Origin of the sequence: Brenneria izadpanahii (genome assembly GCF_017569925.1) — a bacterium.
GTDB lineage: Bacteria > Pseudomonadota > Gammaproteobacteria > Enterobacterales > Enterobacteriaceae > Brenneria > Brenneria izadpanahii.
Map to the genome: position 1 here is coordinate 4,976,127 of NZ_CP050854.1, position 14,445 is coordinate 4,990,571.

At 55.9% G+C, this 14,445-nt stretch carries 15 protein-coding genes and 1 riboswitch; of the genes, 9 read left to right on the forward strand and 6 right to left on the reverse strand.

Annotated elements, in window-relative coordinates; genetic code table 11:
- Positions 1 to 406 precede the first annotated feature (406 nt).
- Together purH and purD are read left to right on the forward strand one after the other, a co-directional pair.
- Entirely contained in the window at positions 407 to 1,996 is a 1,590-nt protein-coding gene (gene purH / locus HC231_RS22270; RefSeq protein ID WP_208228825.1) for a bifunctional phosphoribosylaminoimidazolecarboxamide formyltransferase/IMP cyclohydrolase, read from the forward strand.
- Between the two features lie 17 nt (positions 1,997 to 2,013).
- A complete protein-coding gene (gene purD / locus HC231_RS22275; protein ID WP_208228826.1) occupies positions 2,014 to 3,300 on the forward strand; it encodes a phosphoribosylamine--glycine ligase in 1,287 nt (428 codons plus the stop codon).
- A 100-nt stretch (positions 3,301 to 3,400) separates the two neighbouring features.
- Here the strand turns inward: purD and HC231_RS22280 are convergent, their stop codons facing one another.
- The 6 genes from HC231_RS22280 to nudC form a co-directional block, all read right to left on the reverse strand.
- A complete protein-coding gene (locus HC231_RS22280) occupies positions 3,401 to 4,099 on the reverse strand; it encodes a DUF1481 domain-containing protein (protein ID WP_208228827.1) in 699 nt (232 codons plus the stop codon).
- 4 nt (positions 4,100 to 4,103) lie between these two features.
- Entirely contained in the window at positions 4,104 to 4,376 is a 273-nt protein-coding gene (hupA, locus tag HC231_RS22285) for a nucleoid-associated protein HU-alpha (protein WP_009114799.1), read from the reverse strand.
- A 186-nt stretch (positions 4,377 to 4,562) separates the two neighbouring features.
- Positions 4,563 to 5,153, reverse strand: a complete 591-nt coding sequence (locus HC231_RS22290) for a YjaG family protein (RefSeq protein WP_208228828.1) — start codon at positions 5,151 to 5,153, stop codon at positions 4,563 to 4,565.
- Between the two features lie 90 nt (positions 5,154 to 5,243).
- Entirely contained in the window at positions 5,244 to 5,921 is a 678-nt protein-coding gene (gene nfi, locus HC231_RS22295; protein ID WP_208228829.1) for a deoxyribonuclease V, read from the reverse strand.
- Between the two features lie 9 nt (positions 5,922 to 5,930).
- Positions 5,931 to 6,995: a uroporphyrinogen decarboxylase gene (gene hemE, locus HC231_RS22300; protein ID WP_208228830.1), complete on the reverse strand. Its 1,065-nt coding sequence runs from the start codon at positions 6,993 to 6,995 to the stop codon at positions 5,931 to 5,933.
- Positions 6,996 to 7,006: 11 nt separating this feature from the next.
- Positions 7,007 to 7,834 (reverse strand): NAD(+) diphosphatase, encoded by an 828-nt coding sequence (nudC, locus tag HC231_RS22305; protein WP_208228831.1) that lies wholly within the window; start codon positions 7,832 to 7,834, stop codon positions 7,007 to 7,009.
- A gap of 104 nt (positions 7,835 to 7,938) precedes the next feature.
- On the opposite strand from nudC, the gene rsd reads away from it, so the two are divergent.
- The 7 genes from rsd (at position 7,939) to thiH (ending at position 14,288) form a co-directional block, all read left to right on the forward strand.
- Positions 7,939 to 8,403 (forward strand): sigma D regulator, encoded by a 465-nt coding sequence (gene rsd / locus HC231_RS22310; RefSeq protein WP_208228832.1) that lies wholly within the window; start codon positions 7,939 to 7,941, stop codon positions 8,401 to 8,403.
- Positions 8,404 to 8,556: 153 nt separating this feature from the next.
- Positions 8,557 to 8,698: riboswitch (TPP riboswitch) on the forward strand.
- A 113-nt stretch (positions 8,699 to 8,811) separates the two neighbouring features.
- Complete coding sequence (gene thiC, locus HC231_RS22315) at positions 8,812 to 10,761, forward strand: phosphomethylpyrimidine synthase ThiC (RefSeq protein WP_281397362.1); 1,950 nt, start codon at positions 8,812 to 8,814, stop codon at positions 10,759 to 10,761.
- Entirely contained in the window at positions 10,758 to 11,426 is a 669-nt protein-coding gene (gene thiE, locus HC231_RS22320) for a thiamine phosphate synthase (protein ID WP_208228833.1), read from the forward strand. Before thiC ends, thiE begins: the two co-directional genes overlap by 4 nt.
- 1 nt (position 11,427) lies before the next feature.
- The gene (locus HC231_RS22325) at positions 11,428 to 12,177 is read left to right on the forward strand and encodes a HesA/MoeB/ThiF family protein (RefSeq protein WP_208228834.1); all 750 of its coding nucleotides are present in this window, start codon (positions 11,428 to 11,430) and stop codon (positions 12,175 to 12,177) included.
- Complete coding sequence (gene thiS / locus HC231_RS22330; RefSeq protein ID WP_208228835.1) at positions 12,174 to 12,374, forward strand: sulfur carrier protein ThiS; 201 nt, start codon at positions 12,174 to 12,176, stop codon at positions 12,372 to 12,374. The genes HC231_RS22325 and thiS overlap by 4 nt, the downstream gene beginning before the upstream one ends.
- 1 nt (position 12,375) lies before the next feature.
- A complete protein-coding gene (locus tag HC231_RS22335) occupies positions 12,376 to 13,158 on the forward strand; it encodes a thiazole synthase (protein WP_208228836.1) in 783 nt (260 codons plus the stop codon).
- Positions 13,158 to 14,288, forward strand: coding sequence for a 2-iminoacetate synthase ThiH (gene thiH, locus HC231_RS22340; RefSeq protein WP_208228837.1), 1,131 nt, complete (start codon positions 13,158 to 13,160; stop codon positions 14,286 to 14,288). The genes HC231_RS22335 and thiH overlap by 1 nt, the downstream gene beginning before the upstream one ends.
- Positions 14,289 to 14,445: the final 157 nt, after the last annotated feature.

Below are 14,445 nucleotides of genomic sequence, written 5' to 3' on the forward strand. Positions count from 1 at the left end.
CTATGCTTTTCCGCAGTGAAGTCAAGCGATTATTGCCTGGCTTCCGACTTGCCGCACAACAGCGCGAGCGCCGTTGCCGTGTCAGTGGGAGCGCATTATAGGGACTTCTGAGCAGGTCGCAATAGGTAATTTGCATAAAAAAAACCATTTGCTGAATTACACAGCAAAAGGCCGGTTTATACCCATTTGTGCACAAGCTTATCCACAGTTCGGTTTCTTGCTGAAATTAGACGAGCATCACGCAAACGTTTTCGCTACAATTCTCCCGCGAAAAACGCACCATCTTTTACTGTGAACGCTAACTGAATATTTTTCTTTATCTTGCTGGGATGCATTATTAATGAAGAAAAAGACGATATTCACGTACTGTTCTTTACTGACTACCCAATCCAAGGGATACATCATCATGCAACAACCTCGTCCTATCCGCCGTGCTCTGCTCAGCGTTTCTGACAAAGCAGGTATTGTCGACTTTGCTCAAGCGTTATCACAACGAGGAGTTGAGCTTCTCTCTACCGGAGGCACCGCGCGCCTGTTGGCTGATGCCGGATTACCGGTCACGGAAGTGTCTGACTACACCGGTTTCCCGGAAATGATGGATGGACGCGTTAAAACCCTGCATCCGAAAGTTCATGGCGGTATTCTCGGACGCCGCGGTCAGGATGATGCCGTCATGACGGAACACGATATTCAGCCCATTGATATGGTTGTGGTAAACCTTTATCCGTTTGCCCAGACCGTCGCCCGCCCCGACTGTAAACTGGAAGACGCGGTGGAGAATATCGATATTGGCGGCCCGACCATGGTTCGCTCTGCGGCCAAGAACCATAAAGATGTCGCCATCGTGGTTAAGAGCAGCGATTACAACGCCATCATTAATGAGCTGGATGCTAATAACGGTTCATTGACTCACGCAACGCGCTTCGATCTGGCGATCAAAGCGTTTGAGCACACCGCAGCCTATGACGGCATGATTGCCAACTACTTTGGTTCGCTGGTGCCGCCTTATTATGGCGCAACCGACAAACCATCAGGGCGTTTCCCACGGACGCTCAATCTGAACTACATCAAGAAACAGGACATGCGCTATGGCGAAAATAGCCACCAGCAGGCTGCTTTCTATGTAGAAGAGAATGTAGCGGAAGCCTCTGTTGCGACATCCCGGCAATTGCAGGGTAAGGCATTATCCTACAATAACATCGCCGATACCGACGCCGCGCTGGAGTGCGTGAAGGCATTCGCCGAAGCGGCCTGTGTTATCGTCAAACATGCCAACCCGTGCGGCGTGGCCATCGGCGACTCGATTCTGGACGCCTATGAGCGCGCCTACAAAACCGACCCCACCTCCGCTTTCGGCGGCATTATCGCCTTTAACCGTGAGTTGGACGAACAGACCGCGCAGGCCATCATCAGCCGCCAGTTCGTTGAAGTGATTATCGCGCCATCCATCAGCGAAGCCGCCTTGAAAGTCACGGCAGCGAAACAAAATGTCCGGGTGCTCGCCTGCGGCGCATGGCAGCAACGCGTTCCCGGTTTGGATTTCAAACGAGTTAACGGCGGCCTGCTGGTGCAGGACCGCGATCTGGGAATGGTCGATGCCTCACAGTTGCGCGTGGTGACCGAGCGTCAACCTAGCGAGCAGGAGTTGCGTGATGCGCTGTTCTGCTGGAAAGTCGCTAAATTCGTAAAATCCAACGCCATCGTCTACGCCAAGGACAATATGACCATCGGTATAGGCGCCGGCCAGATGAGCCGGGTTTATTCCGCAAAAATCGCTGGCATCAAGGCCGGTGACGAAGGGCTGGAAGTTAAAGGTTCAGCCATGGCTTCCGATGCGTTTTTCCCATTCCGCGATGGCATTGACGCCGCCGCGGCCGTAGGCATCACCTGCGTCATTCAGCCGGGTGGTTCCATTCGTGACGATGAAGTCATCGCCGCAGCCAACGAACACGGCATCGCGATGATCTTTACCGACATGCGCCATTTCCGCCATTAATCCAGGATCTGACGAACATGAAAATTTTAGTTATTGGTAACGGCGGGCGCGAGCATGCGCTGGCCTGGAAAGCCGCTCAATCCCCGCTGGCGGATATCGTTTATGTCGCGCCGGGAAATGCCGGTACGGCGCTGGAGCCGGGATTAAGCAATGTGGACATCGCCGCAACCGATATTCCCGCGCTGGTCGCGTTTGCGCAGCAGAAGCAAATAGACTTAACCATCGTCGGGCCGGAACAGCCTCTGGTCATCGGCGTGGTCGACGCTTTCCGCGCCGCCGGTCTGAAAATATTCGGGCCCACGCAAGCTGCCGCGCAGTTGGAGGGTTCGAAATCCTTTACCAAAGATTTCCTTGCCCGCCATAACATTCCTTCCGCGGAATACCAGAACTTTACCGAAGTAGAACCGGCGCTGGCTTATGTTCGCAGCAAAGGCGCACCGATCGTGATTAAAGCCGACGGCCTCGCCGCAGGGAAAGGCGTGATCGTGGCCATGACGCTGGAAGAAGCGGAAAACGCCGTGCAGGATATGCTGGCGGGCAACGCGTTCGGCGATGCCGGTCATCGTATCGTGGTGGAGGAGTTCCTGGACGGCGAAGAAGCTAGCTTCATCGTCATGGTCGATGGCGAACACGTATTGCCGATGGCCACCAGCCAGGATCATAAACGTGTCGGCGACAAGGACACCGGTCTGAATACCGGCGGCATGGGAGCCTACTCCCCCGCCCCGGTGGTGACCGACGAAATTCACCAGCGCGTGATGGATCAGGTGATCTGGCCGACGGTGAAAGGCATGGCGGCCGAAGGAAATATCTATACCGGCTTTCTGTACGCCGGGCTGATGATTTCCGCCGACGGTCAACCAAAGGTGATTGAATTCAACTGCCGCTTCGGCGATCCCGAAACGCAGCCCATCATGCTTCGTCTGCGTTCCGACCTGATCGAATTGTGCCTGGCGGCCTGCGACGGCAGATTGGACGAAACAGACTCCGAGTGGGATGAGCGTCCTTCATTAGGTGTCGTGCTGGCATCGGGCGGATACCCCGGCGATTATCACACGGGAGACGTCATTTCTGGTTTACCGCAGCAGGATATTGAAGATGGTAAAGTCTTCCACGCGGGAACCAGGATAGACGGCGAGAATGTCGTAACCAGCGGCGGACGCGTACTGTGCGTGACGGCACTAGGCAGAACGGTAGCCGATGCTCAGAAACGGGCCTATCAGTTAGCGGCGGAAATTCAATGGCGGGGATGTTTCTGCCGGAAGGATATTGGCTATCGCGCAATTGAGCGGGAACAAGCCTAACGGATCGACAAGCCCGGAGAAATCCGGGTTTTTTTATGCGCCGCGCAAAATATCAAGATGAAATCGCCGCCGCGCCTGAGCCGTTAAGACAGGATCCGATCTACAGCCTGTTTGCTTCAGCGTCCCAGCGGCAAAAATCGCCCCGATCGACCAGCAGCAACTGCGTCCCTTCCGATGCTTCCAGCCATGCAATGCTCAGCGGACCGGTAAGCTGTTGTCTCTTTTGGGCAATCCAATCCTGTGAAGATTGGTCAAAATCGGGCCTGATGCGCGAACCATCGCAGGTAGTGACCTGATCGCCCTGCAACGCTCCCTGCCTTAATATGACATTCCCTGCCTGAAGGACATCGCTCAATTCCCGCGCCCTTTGGGCATCCCACTGATAGAGCGCAATATCGTCATCGGAGATTGACTCGCGTCGCTCAGCCAACTGGCGTTGCATAAAGCTGACGGCGCCGTCTTCCGCGAAACGTATCTGGGTATCATCTTTCCGGGCTTCCAGGGTTCTTTTGATTTCACGCACATTACCCTGCTGATACAAATAACGGGTCACGACCGTGCCATCGCCCTGAAACGGGTTATAAACCGATATCAGCCTGATGGTATCTTGCTGAGCGTCATCTTTCCGCCACAGACGAACAATCCCGCTGTCGGAAATGTAGCCGCTGGCGAAAACCGCCGAAGGGGGGGTATGGCCGCTACAGGCCACAATTGAAAATATCGCTGCGCCAATGACGAGCCGGCGCAATAAAAGCAAAAGGGGCGAATCCGCCCCCCTGCTTAAACTCTTAACCGGCATTGGCTTATTTAACAGCGTCTTTCAGAGCCTTGCCAGAAACAAATGCTGGCACATTGGCGGCAGCGATTTTGATTTCTTTACCGGTTTGCGGGTTGCGGCCAGTGCGCTCGTTACGATGGTTTACTTTAAACGTACCAAAACCAACTAATTGTACTGCATCACCTTCTTTCAGAGACTCTGTAATTGCCGCCAGAGTTGATTCCAGAGCAGCTTTTGCTTGTACTTTTGAAAGATCAGCTTTGTCCGCAATTACATCAATCAGTTGAGTCTTATTCATAAGTTATCCTTACAGTGTGTTTATCGCTTGCTAAGCATCGAGTGCGACGGATATGCCATGACAGCACTCTCCTGCATACACGCACCGACAGCCACTTTATTACGCCCCCCAAATGTAGACCAGACAGGGTGCGGATGTGAAGCCTTAAGACATATCAATTCAGGCCTTAAATCACGTTTTATCGTGTTATTGGCTTAAATTTATCCCAATGTTACTACTTCCGGCTTCGCGCAAATCGGCGCGAAGCCCTTTAATCAACTCAATGTCACGCTCTTCGCTGACAGCCAGCAGGCGAAAAATCTCCCATTGGATGTCCCATTCGTCTTCGATCGCCGGTAAGACTTTCAGTTCATCATCGGTCATTTCTTTACCGGCCTGCGTCATTTCCAACATAGCAACCGTACGGATCGACGTTTCACTGACGGCAATCGCATGCTCCAGCGTCTCTCCGCTCAAACGGGAGTGAATCAGTTCGCCTAGAGCAATACAAGCATCAATTGCCGGATAGACACCATATATATCATAGTCATCAGCGGCGGGAATCGCTTCTTCTAATTTTTCCAGTTGGTTATCAAAATTGACTTTGGCATCTTTAACCACCAACGTTTCCCAAACCAGATCGAGAATACGGCGATAAACCATAGCGTCGCCGAACCCGGTTTGCTGACAAAACTCATGATAGTTTGGATACATACGTTCGCAAAGGCATGCCATAAAAGTAACATGCTGCCAGCTTCCTAGCTTTTCCAAACGCAAATGAATCGGGTTACGTAACATCTCTATGCTCACTATAGACTATGCGCGGCAGTGTACCTGAAATTAGCGCCGCGCCCTATGCCTGAATTCCTAAAGTTTTTGTAACGGGAGCTATCGCAACATCCGTTGCTGCCAACGCTGAAAAGCAGGGCGGTTAGACGCCACCGCGTCAGCCCAGCGAGTGGGTTCGGGCAGACGATAGCCGCGCATGCAACGCTGCACCCACAGCAATGCCGTATCCATGCCGACGCGATGACCGGTCGCCACAAACAGCGGATTACAACGCGCTTTGCTGCGCCACACCCAGCCAATCTGTTCGCCTTTATCCAGCAACGGCTGCCGGCTGCCGACGTCATCCGCCAATCGCTCGAAATGCCCGCACAGGCGGCGTTTCGCCACGCCAATCGTCGGTACATCCACCAAAAGGCCGAAATGGCTGGCGACGCCAAGCCGGCGAGGATGCGAAATACCATGCCCGTCGACGAATAACAAGTCCGGCTTGCGCTCAAGCTGCGCCCAGGCGGCCATTAAGCCCGGACACTCCCGGAAAGATAGAAAACCGGGAATATACGGCATCGTCGTGCCGATACGCGCAATTTTATACTCCACCAGTTCCAGCGACGGGTAGCGCATCAAGGCAATGGCCGCTCGGGTCACCGCGCCGTCCTGTTCAAACCCCACGTCGGCGCCGGCAATAAACGTCGGCTGATCAAAGGGTAAATCGTCATAGCGGATAATTTCTGCGGCGCGCGTCAGTTGCTCCGCGCGCAACTGTTGGGTATCAATCACACGTCCTCCCTATGAATGATAGGCGCGGGATAACGCATGCACGGCGTCAACGAATACGCCCGCATGCTCAGGGGGCACATCCTGATGAATACCGTGGCCGAGATTAAATACGTGTCCGCTTCCCTGTCCGTACCCAGCCAGAATAGATGCGACTTCCTGCTCAATCCTGGCCGGCGGCGCATAAAGCATGGAAGGATCCATGTTTCCCTGCAGCGCGACTTTATCGCCGACGGCGCGGCGCGCCTCGGCAATATCGATCGTCCAATCTACGCCCAGCGCATCGCAGCCGGTTTGCGCCATCGCATCCAGCCACTGCCCTCCCCCTTTGGTAAACAGGGTGACGGGCACGCGCCGACCTTCGTTTTCGCGTTGCAGGCCATCGACGATTTTATGCATGTAATGCAGGGAAAACTCGCGATAATCACGACCGCTCAGCACCCCGCCCCAGGTATCAAACACCATGACCGCCTGAGCCCCGGCGCGGATCTGCGCGTTCAGATAAAGGATGACGCTGTCCGCCAGTTTATCCAGCAACAAATGCAGCGTTTTCGGTTGCGCGAACATCATCTTTTTGATGATGGTAAACGCCTTACTGCTGCCGCCCTCAACCATATAGGTGGCTAATGTCCAGGGGCTACCGGAAAAACCGATCAGCGGCACCGCGCCGGCAAGATTCTTACGGATGGTGCGCACCGCATTCATCACATACGCCAACTCTTGTTCCGGATCGGGAACCGGCAGGTTAACGACATCGGCGTGACTGGCGATCGGGGTCTGAAAGCGCGGACCTTCGCCCGCTTCAAAATAGAGCCCCAGCCCCATCGCATCGGGAATGGTCAGAATATCTGAAAACAGGATCGCCGCATCAAGATCGTAACGCCGCAAAGGCTGTAGCGTGACTTCGCAAGCCAGCTCCGCATTTTTGCATAGCGACATGAAATCCCCGGCCTGGGCGCGCGTCGCCTTATATTCCGGCAAATAACGCCCCGCCTGACGCATCATCCACACCGGCGTTACATCGACGGGCTGGCGCAGCAAAGCCCGCAGGTAGCGATCGTTTTTCAGATCAGTCATCTATTTTTCCTTTAGTCGTCATCCCGGCGCATAGTTGCGCCGCCGATTGTAACACGTTCGTTACCATCCTCATGATAAGCGCGACACAGCGCCACCGTGTCCTCAATCAACCGGCGGGCCACCGTGCCCGGCGGCGGCAACAGCGGAAGGCGGTCATAGCGGAACCAGCCTGCATCACGCAATTCCGAAGGATCGTGTTGAACTTCGCCCCCCGCATAGTCGGCCATAAAAGCCATCATCAGGGAGTGCGGGAAAGGCCAGGGTTGAGAACTGATATAACGCAGGTTCTTAATCTGAATACGGCTCTCTTCCATCACTTCGCGGGCCACCGTCTGTTCCAGCGTCTCGCCCACCTCGACGAAACCGGCCAGCACCGTATACATATTTCCACGGTGACGATTATGCTGCGCCAGTAAAATTTCATCCCCCCGGCGGATCGCCACGATAATGCACGGCGCAATCTGCGGGTAATAACGCTCCTTGCAGTGCTGGCACAGGCAGGCCAGTTCGGTTTTACTGCGTACCATTTCATGGCCGCAGTAGCCGCAAAACTTATGGGCGCGATAAAACTCCGCCAGTTGCACGCCCCGTCCGGCCATTTGAAAAAGCCCGGCGTCCTGATCGATAAGTTGGCGCACAGAGCCCATGCCGACGTCCCGGTTCTTACAAACCAGCCATACAGTTTGCCCCTGCCATTCGCCGATCCGGCGTGCGATCTCCCCTTGCAGCGACCAATTTTCCGCCGTTCCCTGCGGTAATTCTCCCTGAGGAAGCCATATTTGATTCGAGTGACTGACGACCCACCATCCTGTTTCGTCACCTTTTAACGTTTGTTCCATATCGTTCTATTGCCCCACTATCACTTAACTGGCTCTTTACCATTTAGAATGATTTAGATAACTTGATAAATAACGGCTAATTTTTACCATTCATGGAGCCAATAATGCTAAACCAGTTACAAAGCCTGACTGAACTTGTCGGTGGCAATAATGCGTTAATCGACCAGTGGCTACAAGCGCGTAAACAGCTCCTGATTACTTACTACCATCTGATTGGCATCAAGCCCAACAAAGACACATACACACGCCTTGATGAAAAGGCGCTGGACGACTTCCACCAGAATCTGGTCGATTATCTTTCAACCGGTCACTTTCATGCGTATGAAAGGATATTGCAGGAAGCCGCGTCCCTAAGCGAACAAAAGCTGTCGCAGTCTGCAAAGCTTGATTGCGCTTTACAAGACAATACGCAACAGATCATGGACTTCTATGATCGCCATCTGGCGGCGTCGGTCGATCATGACAACTGTATGGCATTCCAGCAAGCGCTCTCCAACGTTGGAGAAGCGCTGGAAGAACGCTTTACGCTGGAAGATAGAATGATCCGGCTGGTTTGCGATAATCCATAACGAGATCAATCATAAACCTATCATCCTCCTGCTGAAAGTCTCGGTCTGATGAGTAAAACGCCGCGTTTCCTCGCAGACCAGACAAGCAGTCTTTGACATGTCCCGGTTGTCGTCCTACAGTGTCATTGTTGTAATCAGCCCGCTAATAGTGGGGCTATCTTGTCGGAGTGCCTAGCGAGTTTCCCTTTCCCGGTTTTTAACCGGCAATGGAAACACACAGGCTGAGACCGTTAATTCGGGATCCGCGGAACCTGATCGGGTTAAGACCCGCGAAGGGAACAAGAGTAATGTGTCCGGTTCAAACGCAATTATTCAGCAGCGTGTTTATTCTCCGGCATTCAAATCGGTTATTACTCCCTCCGAACTCCAGACAAGCAATTTTCCCTTTACTCATTACAGGAACTTGCTATGTCTACAGAAAAACCACGTCCCCATTCGCCAAAAACCAGCCGCCGCCAGCAGCGCGCCGCCGCCCAGCAATTTATTGATACGTTGCAGGGCATGGCATTTCCCAATTCCCGGCGTATTTACCTCTCCGGTTCACGTGAGGATATCCGCGTCCCAATGCGCGAGATCCAGCTTAGCCCGACGCTGATCGGCGGCAATAAAGATAACCCGCAGTACGTCGCCAATGAATCCATTCCCGTTTATGACACCGCCGGCCCATACGGCGACCCGGCTTTACATCCCAATGTGCATGTCGGCTTAAACCGGCTGCGAACAAGTTGGATTGCCGAGCGCGGCGATACGGAAACCCTGCCCGGCGCCAGTTCCGACTTTACCCAACGGCGGCTGGCGGATGCCGGTCTTGACCATCTTCGTTTCGAACACTTACCCCGCCCGCTCCGCGCCAAAGCGGGAAAATGCGTGACCCAACTGCACTATGCCCGTCAGGGCGTCATCACTCCGGAAATGGAATTCATCGCGATACGCGAAAACATGGGGCGCGAACGCATTCGCGGCGAGGTGCTGCGTCAGCAGCATCCCGGCCAGAGCTTCGGCGCCAATTTACCGGAGAACATCACCCCCGAGTTTGTACGCCAGGAGGTGGCGGCCGGCCGCGCCATCATTCCGTCCAACATTAACCACCCGGAATCCGAACCGATGATCATCGGCCGTAACTTTCTGGTGAAAGTGAACGCCAACATCGGCAATTCCGCCGTGACCTCCTCCATCGAAGAAGAGGTCGAAAAGCTGGTGTGGTCCACCCGCTGGGGAGCGGATACCGTAATGGATCTCTCCACCGGGCGTTATATTCATGAAACCCGCGAGTGGATTCTGCGCAACAGCCCGGTGCCGATTGGCACCGTACCTATCTATCAGGCGCTGGAAAAAGTTAACGGCGTGGCGGAAAACCTAAATTGGGAAATGTTCCGCGATACTTTGCTGGAGCAGGCGGAACAAGGCGTTGATTACTTCACCATCCACGCCGGCGTGCTGCTGCGCTACGTCCCCATGACCGCTAAACGGCTGACCGGCATCGTCTCCCGTGGCGGCTCAATCATGGCGAAATGGTGCCTGTCGCACCACAAAGAGAGCTTCCTGTATGAGCATTTCCGCGATATCTGCGAAATTTGCGCAGCCTATGACGTTGCCCTGTCGCTGGGGGATGGGCTGCGTCCCGGCTCTATTCAGGACGCCAACGATGAAGCGCAGTTTGCCGAATTGTATACGCTGGGCGAACTGACCAAAATTGCCTGGGAATACGATGTACAGGTGATGATCGAAGGCCCCGGCCATGTGCCGATGCAGATGATCCGCCGCAACATGACCGAAGAGCTGGAGCACTGCCATGAGGCGCCGTTTTATACGCTGGGGCCGCTGACCACCGATATCGCTCCCGGTTACGACCATTTCACCTCAGGCATCGGCGCGGCGATGATCGGCTGGTTCGGCTGCGCCATGCTCTGTTACGTCACGCCTAAAGAGCACCTCGGACTGCCTGACAAAGAAGACGTTAAGCAGGGGCTGATTACCTACAAAATCGCCGCCCATGCCGCCGATCTGGCTAAAGGCCACCCCGGCGCGCAAATCCGCGATAACGCCATGTCCAAAGCGCGCTTCGAGTTCCGCTGGGAAGATCAGTTCAATCTGTCGCTCGATCCCGAAACCGCCCGCGCCTATCACGATGCCACGCTGCCGCAGGAGTCCGGCAAGGTTGCCCACTTCTGCTCCATGTGCGGACCGAAGTTCTGTTCGATGAAAATTTCGCAAGAGGTTCGTGATTACGCGGCGAAGCAGGAAGCCGAAGCCAAACCGATCGAAGTAGGCATGGCGCAAATGTCGGAAGCGTTCCGCTCCCGCGGCGGCGAGCTTTATCACAGCGTCACCAGCCTGCAAACGGAGGAGAGCAAATGACCTTATCTCGCACAGCGTCATCGTCTCAGATAGCCGCGCCCTTTGCTCCCACCGAGCAGCGGCTCGGCCTCTATCCGGTGGTGGATAGCGTAACCTGGATTGAACGCCTGCTCGGCGAGGGCGTCAAAACGATCCAATTACGCATTAAAGATCGAACCGATCAACAGGTCGAACAGGACGTTATCCAGGCTATCGCATTAGGCCGTCATTACCAGGCGCGGTTGTTTATCAATGACTACTGGCGGCTGGCGGTAAAGCACCAGGCCTATGGCGTTCATCTGGGACAGGAGGATCTGGATACGGCCGACCTCGCCGCCATTAAGCATGCCGGCCTGCGCCTCGGCGTATCCACCCACGACGATGCGGAACTGGCGCGCGCGATCGCCATCAATCCGTCGTATATCGCACTGGGGCATATCTTCCCCACGCAAACCAAAGAGATGCCTTCCGCGCCGCAGGGCCTCGCTGAACTGACGCGCCACGTGGCCGAGCTTGAGGGGCGCTTCCCGACCGTCGCCATCGGCGGCATCAGTATCGACAAAGTTCCATCCGTCCTGGCCACCGGCGTGGGCAGCATTGCCGTGGTCAGCGCGATCACCCGGGCGCCGGACTGGCGTCAGGCCACCGCGACGCTGCTCAATATGATTGAAGAGCGGGAGGTGTAACGTGCTAACCGATCAAGAGTTTCTACGCTACAGCCGTCAGCTGCTGCTGGAAGACATCGGTCCCGAAGGCCAGGAAAGGCTCAAATCCGCCAGCGTGTTACTGGTGGGACTGGGCGGACTGGGCGCTCCCGCGTCCATGTATCTGGCCGCCGCCGGCGTCGGCACATTGCTGCTGGCGGATGACGACAGACTGCACCTTACCAATCTGCAGCGGCAAATTCTTTACCGCACCGCCGATATCGATAAACCCAAGGCAGAGCTGGCGCAACAACGCCTGCGGGCATTAAACCCGAACGCGGAGATCGTCGCCCTGACGGAGAGGCTCGGCGGCGAAGCGCTGTCTCAAGCGGTCAAGCACGCCGATGTGGTGCTGGATTGCAGCGACAATATGGAAACCCGCCACGCCGTTAACGCCGCCTGCATCCGCGCGGGTAAGCCGCTGGTCAGCGGCAGCGCCGTCGGCTTCAGCGGACAGTTGCTGGTGCTGACGCCGCCTTACCATCAGGGCTGTTACGCCTGCCTCTATCCCGATGCGGCGGAACCGCAGCGTAACTGCCGAACGGCGGGCGTGCTCGGCCCGATCGTCGGAACGATCGGCTCGCTACAGGCGCTGGAGGCCATCAAGCTGCTGTCCGGCATCCCCTCGCCGTTAAGCGGAAAGCTACGGCTGTTCGATGGCAAACAGCAAAGCTGGAACACCCTGCAACTCGCCCGATCGCCCCATTGTCCGGTCTGTGGAGAGTTTGCATGAAAATTACCTTGAACGACCAGACTATCGAACTGGAGGATACCCTGACGGTTGAAACCCTGCTGACGCAGGTTAACCGCCTGGAACCCGGTACGGCGCTGGCCATCAATCAAACCATTATCCCGCGTGAGGCCTGGGCCCGGCATCGGCTACAGGACGGGGATGATATTTTGCTTTTTCAGGCAATCGCGGGAGGATGACATGCTGCAAATTGCCGATACGACTTTTACATCCCGGCTGCTGACCGGCACCGGAAAATTCGCCACGCCGGAGATCATGCTGGCCGCACTGCACGCCTCCGGTTCACAACTGGTCACTATGGCCATGAAGCGCGTTGACCTGAAAGGCGGCAACGATGCGATCCTTGCTCCGCTACGCCAGTTAGGCATTAAACTACTGCCGAACACCTCCGGCGCCAAGACCGCCGAGGAAGCGGTGTTCGCCGCTCAACTGGCGCGTGAAGCCCTGGGCACACACTGGGTGAAGCTGGAAATTCATCCGGATATGAAATATCTGCTCCCCGATCCGCTTGAAACCTTGAAAGCCGCCGAACGATTGGTCAAAGAGGGTTTCGTCGTATTGCCCTATTGCGGGGCGGATCCAGTGCTGTGCAAGCGGCTGGAAGAGGCGGGATGCGCCGCCGTTATGCCGTTGGGGGCGCCGATTGGCTCTAATCAGGGGCTGCAAACCCGCGATTTCCTGCGCATCATCATCGAACAAGCCCGCGTTCCCGTGGTGGTGGACGCCGGGATCGGCGCGCCCAGCCATGCCGCAGAGGCATTGGAAATGGGAGCGGATGCCGTACTGGTCAATACCGCCATCGCCGTCGCCCGCGATCCGGTAAAGATGGCGCAGGCTTTCAGGATCGCGGTGGAAGCCGGCGACCTGGCGAATCAGGCCGGTCTGGGGAGCAAGCGGTACATCGCCAGCGCCACCAGCCCGCTGACCGGTTTTCTGAACTCGCAGACCGAAGGAGCTATCTGATGGAAAACGACTTTCAAACCGTCTGGCAGCGACTCGACTGGGATGACCTTACCCTAAGGATCAACAGCAAAACCGCCTATGAGGTTGAACGAGCGCTCAATGCGGCGCGGCCAGACCGGGAAGACTTTATGGCGTTGATCTCCCCCGCCGCCGCCCCTTATCTGGAAGCGATGGCGCAGCGCGCGAAGCAGCTCACTCGTCAGCGATTCGGCAATACGGTGGGTTTCTACGTGCCGTTATACCTTTCCAATCTATGCTCGAACGACTGTACCTACTGCGGTTTCTCCATGAGCAACCACATCAAACGCAAAACGCTGGATGATGAAGAGATCTTGCGTGAATGCGCGGCCATCAAGAGACTGGGCTTCGATAATCTGCTGCTGGTAACCGGGGAGCATCAGCGAAAAGTGGGCATGGATTACTTCCGCCGGGTTTTTCCGCTCATCCGCCCGCACTTCAGCTCGCTGATGATCGAAGTGCAACCGCTGGAGCAGCAGGCCTATGCCGAATTGAAGCAGTTAGGGCTGGACGGCGTCATGGTGTACCAGGAAACCTATCATCCGGCGACCTACCGACAGCACCATCTGCGCGGAAAGAAACAGGATTTTTACTGGCGGCTAGGCACCCCGGATCGGCTTGGCCGCGCCGGGATCGATAAGATCGGCATCGGCGCCTTGATCGGCCTATCGGACAGTTGGCGCACCGACTGCTATATGGTGGCGGAACACCTGCTTTACCTGCAGCAAACCTACTGGCAGAGCCGCTATTCCATCTCCTTCCCGCGGCTGCGCCCCTGCGCCGGCGGCATTACGCCCGCCTCGCTGATGGATGAAGCCCAACTGATGCAGGTGATCTGCGCCTTCCGCATGCTGGCGCCGGACATTGAGCTATCGCTTTCCACCCGCGAGTCGCCTTTCTTCCGCGACCATGCGGTTCCCATCGCGATAAACAACGTCAGCGCCTTTTCGAAAACGCAGCCGGGCGGCTATGCCGATGACCATCCCGAATTGGAACAGTTCTCCCCGCATGACGCCCGCCGGCCGGAAGAGGTCGTTCAGGCGATTATTCAGGCCGGATTACAGCCGGTCTGGAAAGATTGGGATGGTTATCTGGGACGAGGTTCGCAATAGATCATGAACGTTGCGCATCGGAAAAATATCTCTCTACAGGGCTTCGCAAAACGCAGATGTTCCTGTCGTCACGATGAAACAGGCTGGCTACAGTAGCGGCGTCGGCACGTCGCCGGCCAGAGTGTTTGCCGCTTGCCGCTCTGCATACCAACCGGCC

Excerpts from the sequence above, each read along its gene's own strand:
- thiS (WP_208228835.1), top strand. The coding sequence starts at position 12,174 with ATGAAAATTACCTTGAACGACCAGACTATCGAACTGGAGGATACCCTG.
- nudC (WP_208228831.1), bottom strand. The coding sequence starts at position 7,834 with ATGGAACAAACGTTAAAAGGTGACGAAACAGGATGGTGGGTCGTCAGT.
- purH (WP_208228825.1), top strand. The coding sequence starts at position 407 with ATGCAACAACCTCGTCCTATCCGCCGTGCTCTGCTCAGCGTTTCTGAC.
- thiE (WP_208228833.1), top strand. The coding sequence starts at position 10,758 with ATGACCTTATCTCGCACAGCGTCATCGTCTCAGATAGCCGCGCCCTTT.
- thiH (WP_208228837.1), top strand. The coding sequence starts at position 13,158 with ATGGAAAACGACTTTCAAACCGTCTGGCAGCGACTCGACTGGGATGAC.
- rsd (WP_208228832.1), top strand. The coding sequence starts at position 7,939 with ATGCTAAACCAGTTACAAAGCCTGACTGAACTTGTCGGTGGCAATAAT.
- purD (WP_208228826.1), top strand. The coding sequence starts at position 2,014 with ATGAAAATTTTAGTTATTGGTAACGGCGGGCGCGAGCATGCGCTGGCC.
- hupA (WP_009114799.1), bottom strand. The coding sequence starts at position 4,376 with ATGAATAAGACTCAACTGATTGATGTAATTGCGGACAAAGCTGATCTT.
- HC231_RS22280 (WP_208228827.1), bottom strand. The coding sequence starts at position 4,099 with ATGCCGGTTAAGAGTTTAAGCAGGGGGGCGGATTCGCCCCTTTTGCTT.
- HC231_RS22335 (WP_208228836.1), top strand. The coding sequence starts at position 12,376 with ATGCTGCAAATTGCCGATACGACTTTTACATCCCGGCTGCTGACCGGC.
- HC231_RS22290 (WP_208228828.1), bottom strand. The coding sequence starts at position 5,153 with ATGTTACGTAACCCGATTCATTTGCGTTTGGAAAAGCTAGGAAGCTGG.
- thiC (WP_281397362.1), top strand. The coding sequence starts at position 8,812 with ATGTCTACAGAAAAACCACGTCCCCATTCGCCAAAAACCAGCCGCCGC.
- hemE (WP_208228830.1), bottom strand. The coding sequence starts at position 6,995 with ATGACTGATCTGAAAAACGATCGCTACCTGCGGGCTTTGCTGCGCCAG.